We start from the raw sequence: 15642 nt of genomic DNA, 5'->3' as shown, positions 1-15642 counted from the left end.
GTGAGTGGCCAAGCCAAGCCCGGCCGGCCGCAACGGGCCTGATTATGCAGCGCGCGCTGCCGGCCGCTTGCCGCCGAAGCGGCGCTTGTTGTTGCCCTTGAAGGGCTTGGCGCCTTCCGGCTTGCGCTCGCCCGCAAAGGCCGGCTTGTCGCCGAACCGCTTCTTGCCGAAGCCGTTGTTTGCGCCGCCGGGCCGCCTGCCGTCGCGACGGCCGTTGTGGTCGTTGCGATCGTTGGCCGGTTCGAAGCTGCGCTCGTTCTTCTCGGCGGGATTGCGCTGCGGATCGGGACTGCCGAGATGGTCGGCAACGATCGGCAGCTTGGTGCGGATGATGCGCTCGACCTGGCGCAGCTTGGCGTTTTCGGACGGGTCGCAAAGCGTGATGGCGATGCCGTCCATGCCGTTACGGCCGGTGCGGCCGATGCGGTGGACATAGCTCTCCGCCTCGTCCGGCAGGTCGAAATTCACCACATGGCTGATGCCCGGCACGTCGATGCCGCGCGCCGCAATGTCGGTCGCCACGAGAATGCGCACCGAACCCTCGCGGAAATCGTTGAGCGCCTTCTGGCGGGCATTCTGCGACTTGTTGCCGTGGATGACGGCGGCCTTGAAGCCGTCGCGCTCGAGGTCCTTGGTCACCCTGTCGGCGCCATGCTTGGTGCGCGAAAAGATGATAACGGATTTCATCGCCTCGCCGGCGAGCATCTGGGCCAGCACCTGGCGCTTCTGCTTGGTGCGGGCAAAGACGACGCCCTGCACGATCTCGGCCGCGGCAGTGCTGTGGGGAGCGACTTCGACGCGGATCGGGTTCTTCAGCAGGCCCTTCGCCAGTTCGGCGATTTCGGCCGGCATGGTCGCCGAGAACAACACCGTCTGACGGTCCGGCGCCGTCGCCCTGGCGATGCGCTTGACGTCGTTGATAAAGCCCATGTCGAGCATGCGGTCGCCTTCATCCAGCACCAGCCATTTGGTGTCGGCAAGCACTAGGTCACCTTCACGCACCAGATCGGTCAGTCGGCCGGGCGTTGCGATCAGGATGTCGACGCCAGGGGCAACCTTCTTCACCTGGCTGAAGCGCGAGACGCCGCCGAGCACCAGCGCTGTCGAGACATGTGCGCCCTTGGCGAGCAGCTTGATCATGTCCTCGATCTGCACCGCGAGTTCGCGCGTCGGCGCCAGGATCAGGGCGCGGGCCGTCTTCGGCCGGCGCTTAGTGCCGAGTGCGATGATCTTCGACAGGATCGGCAGCGCGAACGCCGCCGTCTTGCCCGAGCCGGTCTGAGCGATGCCGAAAATGTCGCGGCCTTCGAGCTGCGGCGGGATCGCCTGAGCCTGGATCGGCTTCGGATCGGTGAAGCCGGCGGCATGGGTGGCCTTGAGCAGCGCGCCGGAAATTCCAAGTGCGGCGAAACCGTTCAATTCCGCTGTGTTTTCATTGGTCAAAATATTCTTCTTTCACGCGGCTCCTGGCCGCAAACGTCGGCGGCGGCAGGGCGCAACCTGCCGTCGAAAATTGTCATGAAACGACAAGGCGGGCGGACGCTATCGTCCACACGGCTGCGCTGTCGTGCCCGCAGGCATCATGCCACGGGGCTTTTTCGCCACCTTGCCGATATGTCGGGAAGAGGGAAAACAGACGCAACCAGTCTCATTCATCGAGAAGGCCGGATTATCCCGGCCCAAGCGCCTATACCGCCGCATATGGCCCAGTTCGCATCGAAATGCAAGGGGCCTGATGCTGCAGTGCAGCAAAGGCCATGAGGAAGCGGCGCTTGCGCTCTCCCGCGGGCATGATTACCACAATCCAGCTTTCCGTTTCGGGGACCGGTCATGAAGAACGTGCTGAAGGAACTCGAGCGCCGCCGCGAGGTCGCCCGCATGGGCGGGGGACAGGCCCGCATCGACGCCCAGCACAAGAAGGGCAAGCTCACGGCCCGTGAGCGCATCGACGTCTTCCTCGACGAAGGCTCGTTCGAGGAATTCGACATGTTTGTCGAGCACCGCTCGACCGATTTCGGCATGGAGAAGACCAAGATCGCCGGCGACGGCGTCGTCACCGGCTGGGGCACCGTCAATGGCCGGCCAGTGTACCTCTTTGCAAAGGACTTTACGGTGTTCGGCGGCTCGCTGTCCGAGGCGCATGCCGAGAAGGTGGTCAAGGTGCAGGAGATGGCGCTGCGCAACCGCGCGCCGATCATCGGCCTCTACGACGCCGGCGGCGCCCGCATCCAGGAAGGCGTGGCGGCGCTCGGCGGCTACGCCGAGATCTTCCAGCGCAATGTTCTGGCCTCCGGCGTCATCCCACAGATTTCGCTGATCATGGGTCCTTGCGCCGGCGGCGACGTCTATTCGCCGGCGATGACCGACTTCATCTTCATGGTCCGCGACACCTCCTACATGTTCGTCACCGGTCCGGATGTGGTGAAGACCGTCACCAACGAGACGGTGACCGCAGAAAGCCTCGGCGGCGCCTCCGTCCACACGACGAAGTCCTCGATCGCCGATGGGGCCTACGACAATGACGTCGAGGCGCTGCTGCAGATGCGCCGGCTGATCGATCTGCTGCCCGCTTCCAACACGGCGGAAATTCCCGAGATCGAATGCTACCAGTCGGTCATCGATCACGATCTGTCGCTCGACCGGCTGATCCCCGACAATGCCAACAAACCCTACGACATCAAGGAGTTGATCCTTAAAGTTGCCGACGAGGGTGACTTCTTCGAGATCCAGCAGAGTTTCGCCAAAAACATCGTCACCGGCTTCGGCCGTGTCGAGGGCCGCACGGTCGGCTTCGTCGCCAACCAGCCGATGGTGCTGGCCGGCGTGCTCGATTCGGATGCCAGCCGCAAGGCGGCGCGATTCGTGCGCTTCTGCGACTGTTTCTCGATTCCGATCGTCACCTTCGTCGACGTTCCCGGTTTCCTGCCGGGCACCGCGCAGGAATATGGCGGGCTGATCAAGCATGGCGCCAAGCTCTTGTTCGCCTATGCGGAAGCGACCGTGCCAAAGATCACCGTCATCACCAGAAAGGCCTATGGCGGCGCCTATGACGTGATGGCGTCAAAGCATTTGCGCGGCGACATGAACTATGCCTGGCCGACGGCGCAGATCGCGGTGATGGGTGCGAGAGGCGCGGTCGAGATCATCTACCGCAAGGATATCGGCGACGCTGAGAAAATCGCAACCCATACAAAGGCTTACGAGGATCGCTTCCTGTCGCCCTTCGTTGCCGCCGAGCGCGGCTATGTCGACGAGGTGATCATGCCGCATTCGACCCGCCGGCGCATCGCCCGCGCACTCAGGATGCTGCGCAACAAGGATATGCAGAACCCCTGGAAGAAACACGACAACATCCCGCTGTGATTCTGAATGTCGCGCATGATCATCAGCGCTGGGCGGCGGTTTGGCAGGTTTGCAGTCCTATTTTTCGTTGCCCCGGCTGCCATCATTTTCTGCGTCTGGATGTCCCTGCTCGACAGCCATCCGATCTGATTCATCGTCAGTGGCTTTGTTGCCATGCCGATCGCGACCACCGCAGCGGCATTCCTGTTCGGCACATTGTTTGCCGGTTTTCGGCGCAGCAAGGTCAAGGGCGTGAGCAGAGCGGAGGCGCCTGGGCTGTGGGCGCTGTGGGAAATGATTGCTGGACGGCGCCGGGCGGCGCGCACGGTCATTACGCTGGAGGACAACCTTAACGCCAGTGTGCGGGAAGAGCGTACGCTGCTCGGACTTCTCGGCAGCCGCTTGTTTTTGACCGTTGGCATTCCCCTCCTCGCCGTGGCCGACGAAAAGGCCCTCGCCGCAATTTTTGCCCATGAAGACGCGCATGTGCGGAACAAGGACACAAATGGCGGTCTCAATCTCGCCGAATTCGAGAACAGTTTCGAATTTGTCTTCGAGTACGCACCTCCAGGAACGACGATCTCAGGCAGCCTCCTTCACGCTGCAATCGGCTGGCTGTCGAAATCTTTTGAACGGGAGAATATCCGGCTATCGCGCGAAGCCGAGATCAAGGCGGATCGTCATGCGGCAGTATCCGGTAACGCTGAACAAGCTGCGCGCGCTCTGTTGCTTGTTGCTGCAGCAGACGCGCACTTCAAGGAAAAGGTATATGACCCTTTGCACCAGGAACTGATGGGAGCGATGCGACCACCACGGCCACCACTCGACCGCCTTCTAGAAATGGCCGGGCAGTTGTCGGAACACATTTACCTGAACGCTTGCGTTCACAGGGCGTGGGAACGTCCAGATGACGAAAGGTCGACGCATCCGTCATGGGCACAGAGGCTGGCGGCACTTGGGTACGGAGAAGCGCCCGACATCCAACCCATAGCCGTCACGGCACTCTCGACGCTGCTGGGCCCGAACGCAGCCGAACGACATATTGCGGAATTCAACAAGACGTGGACTGGGCACATGGAGGACTATCTTCAACGCTAAGGCGGTGTTCGCACATTGGTGTCAGCGGGACCCAAGTGCGGGACGCTTTTTTTGCCGATCGCCGCCACCCGTAACTGACAGCCTATTCCGCTTCCGCCGCTCCAAACCCGGCCCCCGTCGTCGCGCGGACAGCACTCGCCCATGGCGTGGCGTGATTGTCGATGCGCATCTGGAAGATAAAATAGGTCGGCGAGCAGAAGCCGATGCCCTTCGCCTTGCCGATACCGGGCGTGTCGGGCGGCAGCGACTGGCACATGTAATCCTCGCGGCAGAAATGGTCGGCCGAGCAGGCAGGACGATTACCGCGATTGACGGCGCCGCCCAGGCACTGGTCGAAATTATTGGTCGCCACGCAGGTGTCGAATTTATTGCCGCCAACCAACCCGCAAATCTCGTTCGGCATCGGCTTGCCCGTTTTGAAGGCGGTAAAGCTGCGATCCCGGTTGTCGCAGCCGCGATAGGCGATACCCGCCGGCACGCCGATCTTCGGCGGTCGGCAGGTGTAGCTGGTACGCGAAATGCCTGGCGCGAACGCCGCGAACTGGCCGGTGATGGTATAGCGGTCATTGAAAGGCTGTGCCGGGTTACTGGCGATGGACCCCGTTAAACAGGGGTGGCCGGAAAACATGTTTTCGCTATCCTTGGGCAGCAGGCATTGCGCCAGCTTGGTGCGCACGCCGGACGCGGTCGCCAGCGGCGTGCAGACGGTGCCGGCGCCGCATTGCCATGTCGCGCCGAAGCGGGCCGCATCCTGTGGCATCAGGCACGGCATCGCCATTTCGGCCGGCGAATAGGCGATTTCGCCGGCATCGTTCCATGTCGCCGGCGGCGCGAACGACAGCGGGCGGAAGCGGTTCGGTTCCTTGCCGTCGGCAGTCGCGCGCAGCCAGGCGCCGCGGCGCGGGATGTCGGCGTGGAGATGCGGGGAGATGCCGACCTCGATGCGGTTGAGCGGCGAGGTCGTCTTGTCGTCGAGGCCGATGAAATGAAAGCCGGCGGTCGAGCCCGCCTGATGGCAGCCGTGGCAGGCGCCGTTGTCCAGTCGCTCGACCAGCGCCTCGGGCGTGCGCACCAGCTTTAGCGCGGAGTAGTCGATCCCGGCGAAATCCGCGGGCTGGAACAGCGGCGTGAATGGGTGGTTGGCTTGCCTCGCGCTGCCGAAGGTCGACCACGAGACGACCTTCTTTGCCAAGAATTCGTCGGGGATTTGGTAAACGCCGAGATCGACCGTCGCGACATTGGTGCGGACATAGTCCGCAAGTTTTGCTTTCAGCGCGGTGTCTTCGGCAAGGCGTGCCGCATCGGGCGTGTTTTCCAACGGCTTTTCGCTGGCAGCCGCGCCATCGATGCCGAAGATGCGCATGAGATAGGCAGCCTGCCCGCCGAATTCGGTCTCCTGGCCGGAGGGGAAGCGGACCACCTGCGCATTGAGCTCGAGCTGCTTGAAGGTGAGCGCCGACATTTCCAGCGGGCCACCGGCCAGCCAGCCGGCATCGACGCTTTCATCGAGTTGCGGTGTCCAGCGTCCGGCGACGCCGACACAACCGCCGTCGGCATCCGGCGCGGCGCTGTAGACGGCACTGAAATTGAACGGCAGACGCGAGGCCAGAACCTTGCCGTTCTTCTTGAAGCTATAGGCGAGACGATAGACGAAGCGCACTTCGCCGCAACTCTTGTCGCCTTTCAGCGCGGAAAAATCGCGCCGATCGAGCCGATTTACGATGCCGACGAGGCGGAAGCGTGCTGCGTCGGTCTTCAGCCAGCGCATGTCCATGATGCGGCCGACATTGCCGTCGGTCACCTCATAAAGTGGCCGCCCGCCGGCCTTCATCTCGGCCCGCAATGCTGCGACGTCGCTTGCAACCGTTTCGACGATCGCGTGATAGGCCGGCGCCTTGTCGTAAAGCGTCCTCAAATCGCCCTTGCCATCGACGCCGAAAATGCCGGCGAACCCATAGCCTGTGCTATCGAGGGCGGTGAGAACGGCCGGGTCGTCGACGATCGTCAGTGGAGCTTCGGCGCGCGCGGGCTGCGCCATGAATACGGCAATAACGATCGCAACGAGCAGCGCGAACAGGCGGTTCATTCGGCAGCCATCTCGCGACCTTCGATAAGCTCGCGCAGCACCGGCACCAGTGCCACCGGCAGGTCCTCCGCGATCAGCCCCGGTCCGAAACGGCTGCCGGCCTCGGCATGGATCCAGACTGCCGCACAGGCCGCTTCGAAGGCCGGCATGCCCTGCGCCAGCAGCGCGGCAATGATGCCCGACAGCACGTCGCCCGAACCGGCGGTGGCCAGCCAAGGCGCGCCATTGCTGTTAATCGCTGCCCGGCCATCGGGGGCCGCAATCACAGTGTCGGCACCTTTGTAGACGAGAGTGGCGCTGGCCCGTTCGGCTGCGGCGCGTGCCTTGGCGAGTTTGGACAGGTCCTTGTCCCCGGCGATATCTGGAAAAAGCCTGGCGAATTCGCCGTCATGCGGCGTCATCACCAGAGCCGGCGTATTCGGTCGACGGGCGGCTTCGAACAGGGCATCCGGCGCGTCGCGAAACGAGGTGACGCCGTCGGCGTCGAGCACCAGCCCGTCGATCCCGCTGTCCTGCCCACGGGCGCCGCCGAGCACGGCCAGGGCAAAATCGCGCGTTTTCTCCCCGATGCCAAATCCCGGGCCGAGAACGAAGGCCGATGGCCGGCGGCTGCCGACGAATTCGTCCACATCCGCGACGGTGTCTACCTTGCGCAGCATGATCGAGGTCAGATGCGCCGCGTTCACCTGCATGGCGTTCGCCGGTGACAGCAAGGTGACGGCCCCTGCCCCGCTCCTGGCCGCGGCTAATGCCGACAACCGCGCAGCACCCGTCGCTGACGGCTCGCCGGAAAAGACGCCGACATGGCCGCGTTTATACTTATGGGCGTCGACGGCCGGAACCGGAAGGCCGCCAAGCCAGAGCGCCGGAATGTTCTCGAATGTCCGCGGTTGAAGCTGCGCAACGATGCTGTTGTTTATGCCGATATCGGCGACCACGATGTCGCCGCACAGCTCGCGGCCCGGAAACAGCAGGTGACCAGGCTTTTTTCGCGCAAAGGTCACGGTGGTTCGGGCGCGGAAGGCCTGGCCGAGGACATTGCCGCTCTCACCGGCAACGCCCGACGGCAGATCGACCGCTACAACCGGCAAGTTCAGCTCCGCAGCAATCTCGATCGCCTTGGCGGCGTCGCCGGACAGCGGTTTGGACAGCCCCGCCCCGTAAAGCGCGTCGACCACGATCGAGCCCGTCTTAGCAACGAAATCAGACAGCGGTCCAGCCTCGACCGGGCACTCCGAAGCAGCGAGTGCTGCATCGCTGCCGTCTGTGGGCGATCCGGACGCCCATAAAGAGACGTCGACGGCGCTCTCCCGAAGGATGCGGGCCACGACATAGCCGTCGCCGCCATTGTTGCCGGGGCCGCAAAGCACGTGGACGCGTGTTGCGTTCGAGTAGCGCTTGAGCACTACGGCAGCAACCGCAGCGCCGGCATTGCGCATCAGCCCGATGCCGTCGAATGGACCAGCGGCAATCGCCAGCTGGTCGGCCTCGGCCATTTCGGACGGAGACAGAAGTTCGTTGCTCATGCGGGCGACATGCACATCATCTCCCGAAGCATTGTCCAGTTTTTGATCCGAAGCAAACAGCGAAGGCTACGAAGCACTCCGGCAGCGCTCGGAACGACGAGTTCGCAATTCCATGGCTGCCCATGAAATATCCGATCTGCTCAATTTTTGTGCGGACGGCGGGAGCGGCGGTGTGTAGGCTCGCGGCATTCATGGCGCATCCAATGCAGCGAATGACGCGAATGTACATTCCCGCGTGGCATGCTATCCAAATCATGTGAGGCTGCCCGGCACCGCATCAACTGGCACAGTTCGTGCTTGATTGAGGCGCAAGCGGGGCTCACAACCCGTCTTTTTTGGCAGTGGAGGCCACTTTTTACATGAAAAAGATCGAAGCGATCATCAAGCCGTTCAAGCTAGACGAAGTGAAGGAAGCGCTTCAGGAGGCCGGGCTGCAAGGCATCACCGTCACCGAAGCCAAGGGCTTTGGCCGCCAGAAGGGCCACACCGAACTTTATCGCGGCGCCGAATATGTCGTCGACTTCCTGCCGAAGGTGAAAATCGAGGTCGTGCTCGGCGACGATGCGGTCGAAGCCGCGATCGAGGCCATCCGCAAGGCCGCCCAGACCGGCCGCATCGGCGACGGCAAGATCTTCGTCTCCAACATCGAGGAGGTGGTGCGTATCCGGACCGGCGAAACCGGCATGGACGCCGTCTGAATTTTCCCGTTAAAAGGCCATGTTCAAAACGTCATCACATAGGGAAGCAGGGACATGACGACAGCCAAAGACATCATGAAGCAGATCAAGGACAACGACGTGAAGTTCGTCGATCTGCGCTTCACCGATCCGAAGGGCAAACTGCAGCACGTAACGATGGATGTCGTCGAGGTCGAGGAAGACATGTTTGCCGATGGCGTCATGTTCGACGGTTCCTCGATCGCCGGCTGGAAGGCGATCAACGAGTCCGACATGGTGCTGATGCCCGACCCTGACACGGTGCATATGGACCCGTTCTTCGCGCAGTCGACCATGGTCATCCTGTGCGACATTCTCGATCCGATCTCGGGGGAATCCTACAACCGCGATCCGCGCGGCACCGCCAAGAAAGCCGAGGCCTACATGAAGGCCGAAGGCATCGGTGACCAGATCTTCGTCGGCCCGGAAGCTGAGTTCTTCGTGTTCGACGACGTCAAGTACAAGGCCGACCCCTACAACACCGGCTTCAAGCTCGATTCCACCGAACTGCCGTCCAATGACGACACCGATTACGAGACCGGAAATCTCGGCCACCGGCCGCGCATCAAGGGCGGCTATTTCCCGGTGCCGCCGATCGATTCGGCACAGGACATGCGCTCGGAAATGCTGACCGTGCTCGCCGAAATGGGCGTGCGGGTCGAAAAGCACCACCACGAAGTGGCCGCCGCCCAGCATGAGCTCGGCATCAAGTTCGACACGCTGGTCCGCAACGCCGACAAGATGCTGATCTACAAATATGTCGTGCACCAGGTCGCCAATGCGTACGGCAAGACCGCCACCTTCATGCCGAAGCCGGTGTTCGGCGACAATGGCTCGGGCATGCATGTCCACCAGTCGATCTGGAAGGAAGGCAAGCCGACCTTCGCCGGCAACGAATATGCCGGCCTGTCGGAAAGCTGCCTGTTCTATATCGGCGGCATCATCAAGCATGCCAAGGCGATCAACGCTTTCACCAACCCGCTGACCAACTCCTACAAGCGCCTGGTGCCCGGCTATGAAGCGCCGGTGCTGCTCGCCTATTCGGCACGCAACCGCTCGGCCTCCTGCCGCATTCCGTTTGGCTCATCGCCGAAATCCAAGCGCGTCGAGGTCCGCTTCCCCGATCCGGGTGCCAACCCCTATCTCGCCTTCGCCGCCATGCTGATGGCCGGCCTCGACGGAATCAAGAACAAGATCCACCCGGGACAGCCGATGGACAAGGATCTCTACGACCTGCCGCCGAAGGAATTGAAGAAGATCCCGACCGTCTGCGGTTCGCTGCGCGAGGCTTTGCAGAGCCTCGACAAGGACCGCGGCTTCCTTAAGGCCGGCGGCGTCTTCGACGACGACCAGATCGACTCCTATATCGAGCTCAAGATGGCCGAGGTGATGCGCTTCGAAATGACCCCGCATCCGGTCGAATACGATATGTATTATTCGGTGTGATCCGGATCGTTACAGCCAAATAGAAAACCCCGGCGGAGACGCCGGGGTTTTTTATTGCGATGCGATTGGAGAGAAAATCACGGCGCAGACCTGAGGTCCACGCCGCAACAAATGCTCAAGCCGCGGCCGAAACCTCGGCGCTGGTTGGAACGGAGGCGATCGTCTTCAATATCTGGGAAGCGATCTGGTAGGGGTCGCCCTGCGAGTTCGGGCGGCGATCCTCGAGATAGCCCTTGTAGCCATTGTTGATGAAGGAATGCGGCACGCGGATCGAGGCGCCGCGGTCGGCGATGCCGTAGCTGAACTTGTTCCACGGCGCGGTCTCATGCTTGCCGGTCAAACGCTTGTCATTGTCCGGCCCGTAGACGGCGATATGATCCATCAGGTTTTTGTCGAAGGCAGCCATCAGCGCCTCGAAATAATCCTTGCCGCCGACTTCGCGCATATAGGCGGTAGAGAAGTTGGCATGCATGCCGGAGCCGTTCCAGTCGGTGTCGCCGAGCGGCTTGCAGTGGTATTCGATATCGATGCCGTACTTCTCGGTCAGGCGCTGCATCAAATAGCGTGCCATCCACATCTGGTCGGCGGCCTTCTTGGAACCCTTGCCGAAGATCTGGAATTCCCATTGGCCCTTGGCCACTTCGGCGTTGATGCCTTCATGGTTGATGCCGGCGGCGAGGCAAAGGTCGAGATGTTCCTCAACGATCTGTCTGGCGACGGAGCCAACATTGCTGTAGCCGACGCCGGTGTAGTACGGGCCTTGCGGCGCCGGATAGCCGCTCTCGGGGAAGCCGAGCGGGCGGCCGTCCTTGTAAAAGAAATACTCTTGCTCGAAGCCGAACCAGGCGCCCTCGTCGTCGAGGATGGTGGCGCGCTTGTTGGACGCATGCGGCGTCACGCCATCGGGCATCATGACCTCGCACATGACGAGCGCGCCGTTGGTGCGGGCGGGATCCGGATAGACGGCGACCGGCTTCAAAACGCAGTCGGAGCTGTGGCCCTCGGCCTGCATGGTCGAAGAACCGTCGAAGCCCCACAGCGGAAGCTGGTCGAGCGTCGGAAACTCGGCATAGTCCTTGACCTGCGTCTTTCCGCGGAGGTTGGGAACCGGGGTGTATCCATCGAGCCAAATGTACTCGAGCTTGTATTTCGTCATTCTAGCCTCTCGTTGCTTGATCACCGAACCCTGGATGGTGCCGGGGCGAGCCGGCCTATCCAGCAGCCGACCTGCCGGATTAATAAAAAGCAATTCGTGTGCCATTCTCGCCAGCGAAGGGTGCGGCAAAAGTGAGGTCGCATCGGTGCAAATCGCTGGGCCGCCGCCGTGCTGCGTTCGGATCACTCACAAGCATATCTTGCATAAATAATGTGCAAATACTGATCCTTTCGTAATCATGTTGCCTAATTCGGTTGCTGAACCTATCTTGGGGAAAGGTTGAATCGGCAAGGTTCTGTCGAAGAAAGGAAACCGATAATGGAAATCACTTCCACTCGTCAGTCGGCCAAAATCCTGATGTTCCCGGTGGCAGCGCGCGCGTCTGCCTCAAATTTAAGCGGAAAGGCTAAGTTCGCGGCAGAACTTGCTTCTTTGCGCAACCGCACGGATTTCGGAAGCGCCTGGTATCATGAAGCAGCGATCGAGGAAGCGAAACAGGATCGCAAAAGCTAGGCCTTCTCCGCGTATTTGATGAATTGCAAAGCCCGGCGCGATCGCTCGCGCCGGGCTCTGTTTTGGAACCGGTACAGGCCGGCTACTGCTTGGTGTGAAGGTTTGTTCCGAGCGTATCTCTGATGAAGATCATGCCGATGATCAGCGACATCGCCGCGATCACCACTGGGTACCAGAGACCGTAGTAGATGTCGCCCTTGTAGGCGCTGAGCGCGAACACCGTCGCCGGCAACAGTCCGCCGAACCAGCCATTGCCGATGTGATAGGGCAGCGACATGCCGGTGTAGCGGATGCGGGTCGGGAACATCTCGACCAGGATCGCGGCGATCGGCCCGTACACCATCGTGACGAAGATTACGAGGATGAACAGGATGGCGATCGTCATCGGCCAGTTGACCGCGGCCGGGTCGGCAAACATGGCGAAGGGACCGCCGCCCGGTATGGTGTAGACGGTGACCTCGGGGGCTCCCGCGGCCTCATCGGCAGTCAGCAGCTTGTCCTTGATCGCTTGGTCGGTCGGGACGGTAGCCTTGTCGCCAGCGCGGATGGCTGCCGCATCGAGCTTCAGCTCGGGATTGGCCGCAATGAAGGCTTCAAGCTTCTGGTCCGGCACCTTGGCCGCTGCCCGTTTCAGCGGATAGCCGCCGTCATGAAGCGCCGTGTTTACCGCTTTGGCAAAAACAGCGTCCTTGGCCTTGGCTTGATCGCCGGCCGCAGTCGCGTCATACGACTCAACTGTCTCGTTGCCGATTTTGACCGACGCAGCAGTGCCGGGCGCTGCCGTCGTTACCACGTCATAAGGCACTGAGTTCTTGGTCAAGAAAGAGGTGGCGATATCGCAGGACGTCGTGAATTTCGCCGTGCCCACCGGATTGAACTGGAACTTGCAGTCCCCCGGTGCCGCGGTCACCGTCGCGCGCGTGTTCTGCTGCGCGGTGGCGAGCGCCGGGTTGGCTGCCCTGGTCAGCGCCTTGAACAACGGGAAGGTGCAGACGATCGCCAGTGCAAGGCCGGCCATGATGATCGGCTTGCGGCCGATCTTGTCGGAGAGCCAGCCGAACACGACGAAGAAAATCGAGCCGAACGCCAGCGCGATGGCGATCATGATGTTGACCGACTGCGCTTCGACCTTGAGCACGTTCTGCAGGAAAAACAGCGCGTAGAACTGGCCGTTATACCAGACCACGGCCTGGCCGGCGGTGAGGCCGAGCAGTGCCAGCAGCGCGATTTTTGCATTCTTCCACTGGCCGAAGGCTTCCGTCAGCGGTGCCTTGGAACCCTTGCCCTCGTCCTTCATCCGCTGGAAGGTCGGCGATTCGGCAAGTGACAACCGGATCCAGAGCGAGATGCCGAGCAGCAGGAAGGAAACCAGGAAAGGAACGCGCCAACCCCAAGCGGCATAGGTGTCCTTGCTCATCGAGCCCTGGACGATCAGGATGACGATCAGCGACAGGAACAGGCCGAGCGTCGCCGTCGTTTGGATCCACGACGTGTAGTAGCCGCGACGGTCGTCGGGCGCATGTTCGGCGACATAGGTCGCGGCGCCGCCATATTCGCCACCGAGCGCCAGGCCCTGCAGCATGCGCAGGATGATCAGGATCACCGGCGCGGCGATGCCCCAGCTCGCATATCCGGGCAGAAGTCCGACCAGGAAGGTCGACAGGCCCATGATCGTCATGGTGACGAGGAAGGTGTATTTGCGGCCGACGAGATCACCGATGCGGCCGAACAGCAGGGCGCCAAACGGGCGCACCAAGAAACCGGCCGCAAAGGCGAGCAGGGCGAAGATGTTGCGTGTCGCTTCCGGCGCCGACGAGAAGAAGGTGGCGCCGATGAAGGCGGCCAACGAGCCGTAGAGATAAAAATCGTACCATTCGAAAACGGTGCCGAGCGAGGAAGCGAAGATGACCTTCTTCTCCTCGCGCGTCATGCCGCGGCTTGTTTTGCCGGCGGTCGATGCCATTGCCATGAGCGTATCCTCCCGTGTGAAATCCGTCCGTCCTCGATGCTGCGCGTCATCGTCCGCGTTTCCTCGCAACGCAGACTCAGTGCAGCCACCGGTGCAAAAAATGACAGAAAGCGCCGTCCAGAGGCAGACCGCCTTTGGGATTATGACTTTGGTCTAATGTGCAGTGCGAAATAGCAGGCGGTGCCGTCAGCCTTTGAGAGCTTCGAGCAGTCCGACTGCCGCCATCATGTCGCGCTTTCGGGCAGCGCGGCGCGCGACGGCCTGGGCATCATGGCCCCATTGCTCGGCCTGCCAGTCCTCGTCGACATGGCCGGCAGCCCAAGCCGCCTCGCCGTCTAGCTCGCCGAAATCGACAGCCAGCGCCAGCAGCGCCGATCCAGTCAGCGAGGTCATGACGTGGATGGCGGCAAGGCGCAGCGGATCGGCACGCTGGGCAAGATGCTGCCCAAGCAGCGCGATACTCTCGCGCGGCTGCTCGACATGGATCACCCCTTCGGCGAGATGGAACCGGGCGCCGAGCGCGCTGCGCGCCCAGTCGATGACCGGATCCCAATGTTGGTTCTGCCGGTCGACCAGCCCCTGTGGTGCATCGGCGCGGTAGCAGAGCAGATCGGATGAGGCGAAGCGCAGGATGTCCTCCAGCACCGCCTGGGGATCACTGGCGACGCCATCGATTGCGGTGTTGACCAGACGCATCACCGGCATCGTCACCGGGTCGATGATCTCCTCTTGTGCGGCGAATTCCTCGGCGACGAGAGCGGCCGCCTTTTCGGTCGGCAGCGCCAGCAGCGCCTTGGCCGGCGTATGGACGGGTTTGCCATCGAGATGGACGGCAAAACCATCTTCGACCGGCGTGACCGAGACGGCTTTGTAGAAGCGTTTCGGCAGGTGCGTCTTCATCTGGATTTGGGCACGGCGTACCGGATCCGGATCGGAGAGCTGCTTTCCCGCTTCGAGGTCGTTCAATATATCGCGCATGCTCATCCGGGGCTTTGTTTTCGGGCCGGCCGGTTGACGACGATAAGACCGGCGGCGATGAGGCCGAGTGCCAGGAAGATACGAACGGTCAACGGCTCGTTCAAGAACACGGCGCCGCAGAGCACGCCGAAGACCGGCGACAGGAAGGTGAAGCTCGACAGTCCAGATGCAGGGTAGCGCCGCAGCAGCCAGAACCACAGCACATAGGTGAAGGCGACGACATAGACGGCCTGGAACAGCAGCGCCAAGGTCGGCAGAAGGGTAAAGCTGCGGACGGGCGGCCCGGCAAAGGGCATCACCAAAATGCCGACGACAGCGGCCCCGGCCAGCTGATAGAGCAGCAGCTTTTCGGCGCTTGCCTCCACCAGTTTCGACCGCTTGATGACAATGTTAGTCACGGCCCACAGAATGCCGGCGCCGAGACTGAGCAAGTCGCCGCTCAGCGTCGCGCCGCCATTGGCGCTAAGCTTGTCTGAAAACACCGCAACCAGCCCGGCGAAAGCGAGCAGCAGGCCAATGAGCTTGCGCGCCGTGATGCTTTCGCCCAGCAGGAAATGGCCGCCGACCAGCATCCAGAACGGCATGGTGTTGACCAGCAAGGTATTGCGCACAACCGTCGTGTGCTCGAGCCCGACGTAAAGGAACAGGAACTCGAGACCGAAAAGCGCACCCGCCAGAATTCCGGCGACAAGGGTTTTGTCGGGCGTGAACAGCGCAATGCCGCGCCAGCGGCACCAACCGAAAACACACAGGCCGCCGATCACCGAGCGGGCGATGGACAGGAAAACAGGGTCGTAGCCGGCATACGAGAT

Annotated in this window: 12 protein-coding genes; 5 read left to right on the top strand and 7 right to left on the bottom strand. The window is 62.0% G+C overall.

Annotation, left to right across the window (positions count from 1 at the left end):
- Window positions 1-42 precede the first annotated feature (42 nt).
- The gene (locus NKI85_RS22500; protein ID WP_352777956.1) at window positions 43-1443 is read right to left on the bottom strand and encodes a DEAD/DEAH box helicase; all 1401 of its coding nucleotides are present in this window, start codon (window positions 1441-1443) and stop codon (window positions 43-45) included.
- 387 nt (window positions 1444-1830) lie between these two features.
- On the opposite strand from NKI85_RS22500, the gene NKI85_RS22495 reads away from it, so the two are divergent.
- Window positions 1831-3363 carry an acyl-CoA carboxylase subunit beta gene (locus NKI85_RS22495; protein ID WP_352777954.1) on the top strand — a complete coding sequence of 511 codons (1533 nt, stop codon included), beginning with the start codon at window positions 1831-1833 and terminating at the stop codon, window positions 3361-3363.
- A gap of 153 nt (window positions 3364-3516) precedes the next feature.
- Window positions 3517-4440 carry a M48 family metallopeptidase gene (locus NKI85_RS22490; RefSeq protein WP_352777952.1) on the top strand — a complete coding sequence of 308 codons (924 nt, stop codon included), beginning with the start codon at window positions 3517-3519 and terminating at the stop codon, window positions 4438-4440.
- A gap of 82 nt (window positions 4441-4522) precedes the next feature.
- Here the strand turns inward: NKI85_RS22490 and NKI85_RS22485 are convergent, their stop codons facing one another.
- Together NKI85_RS22485 and NKI85_RS22480 are read right to left on the bottom strand one after the other, a co-directional pair.
- On the bottom strand, window positions 4523-6526 hold the full coding sequence (locus tag NKI85_RS22485; RefSeq protein ID WP_352777950.1) for a hypothetical protein: 2004 nt from the start codon (window positions 6524-6526) through the stop codon (window positions 4523-4525).
- Window positions 6523-8052: an NAD(P)H-hydrate dehydratase gene (locus NKI85_RS22480; protein WP_352523839.1), complete on the bottom strand. Its 1530-nt coding sequence runs from the start codon at window positions 8050-8052 to the stop codon at window positions 6523-6525. The genes NKI85_RS22485 and NKI85_RS22480 overlap by 4 nt, the downstream gene beginning before the upstream one ends.
- A gap of 359 nt (window positions 8053-8411) precedes the next feature.
- Between NKI85_RS22480 and NKI85_RS22475 the strand changes: the two genes are divergently transcribed.
- Together NKI85_RS22475 and glnA are read left to right on the top strand one after the other, a co-directional pair.
- Window positions 8412-8750, top strand: coding sequence for a P-II family nitrogen regulator (locus NKI85_RS22475; RefSeq protein WP_019857988.1), 339 nt, complete (start codon window positions 8412-8414; stop codon window positions 8748-8750).
- A gap of 54 nt (window positions 8751-8804) precedes the next feature.
- Window positions 8805-10214: a type I glutamate--ammonia ligase gene (glnA, locus tag NKI85_RS22470; protein ID WP_352523841.1), complete on the top strand. Its 1410-nt coding sequence runs from the start codon at window positions 8805-8807 to the stop codon at window positions 10212-10214.
- A 115-nt stretch (window positions 10215-10329) separates the two neighbouring features.
- On the opposite strand, the gene NKI85_RS22465 is transcribed toward glnA, so the two are convergent.
- The gene (locus NKI85_RS22465) at window positions 10330-11370 is read right to left on the bottom strand and encodes a glutamine synthetase beta-grasp domain-containing protein (protein ID WP_352777947.1); all 1041 of its coding nucleotides are present in this window, start codon (window positions 11368-11370) and stop codon (window positions 10330-10332) included.
- Window positions 11371-11688: 318 nt separating this feature from the next.
- Here NKI85_RS22465 and NKI85_RS22460 point away from each other — a divergent pair, with 318 nt between their 5' ends.
- Complete coding sequence (locus NKI85_RS22460; protein ID WP_292660390.1) at window positions 11689-11883, top strand: DUF2735 domain-containing protein; 195 nt, start codon at window positions 11689-11691, stop codon at window positions 11881-11883.
- Window positions 11884-11965: 82 nt separating this feature from the next.
- On the opposite strand, the gene NKI85_RS22455 is transcribed toward NKI85_RS22460, so the two are convergent.
- The 3 genes from NKI85_RS22455 to NKI85_RS22445 all read right to left on the bottom strand — a co-directional run.
- Complete coding sequence (locus NKI85_RS22455) at window positions 11966-13852, bottom strand: MFS transporter (protein WP_352532610.1); 1887 nt, start codon at window positions 13850-13852, stop codon at window positions 11966-11968.
- Window positions 13853-14038: 186 nt separating this feature from the next.
- The gene (locus NKI85_RS22450) at window positions 14039-14830 is read right to left on the bottom strand and encodes an ATP12 family chaperone protein (protein ID WP_352532608.1); all 792 of its coding nucleotides are present in this window, start codon (window positions 14828-14830) and stop codon (window positions 14039-14041) included.
- 2 nt (window positions 14831-14832) lie between these two features.
- Window positions 14833-15642, bottom strand: an 810-nt coding sequence (locus NKI85_RS22445) for a DMT family transporter (RefSeq protein ID WP_352777944.1), incomplete at its 5' end; no start/stop codon positions are given.

The organism is Mesorhizobium sp. M0571, from assembly GCF_040320985.1.
Taxonomy (GTDB): domain Bacteria; phylum Pseudomonadota; class Alphaproteobacteria; order Rhizobiales; family Rhizobiaceae; genus Mesorhizobium.
Note: the sequence above shows the minus strand (reverse complement) of the source record. Positions and strands in the feature narration are given on the sequence as shown.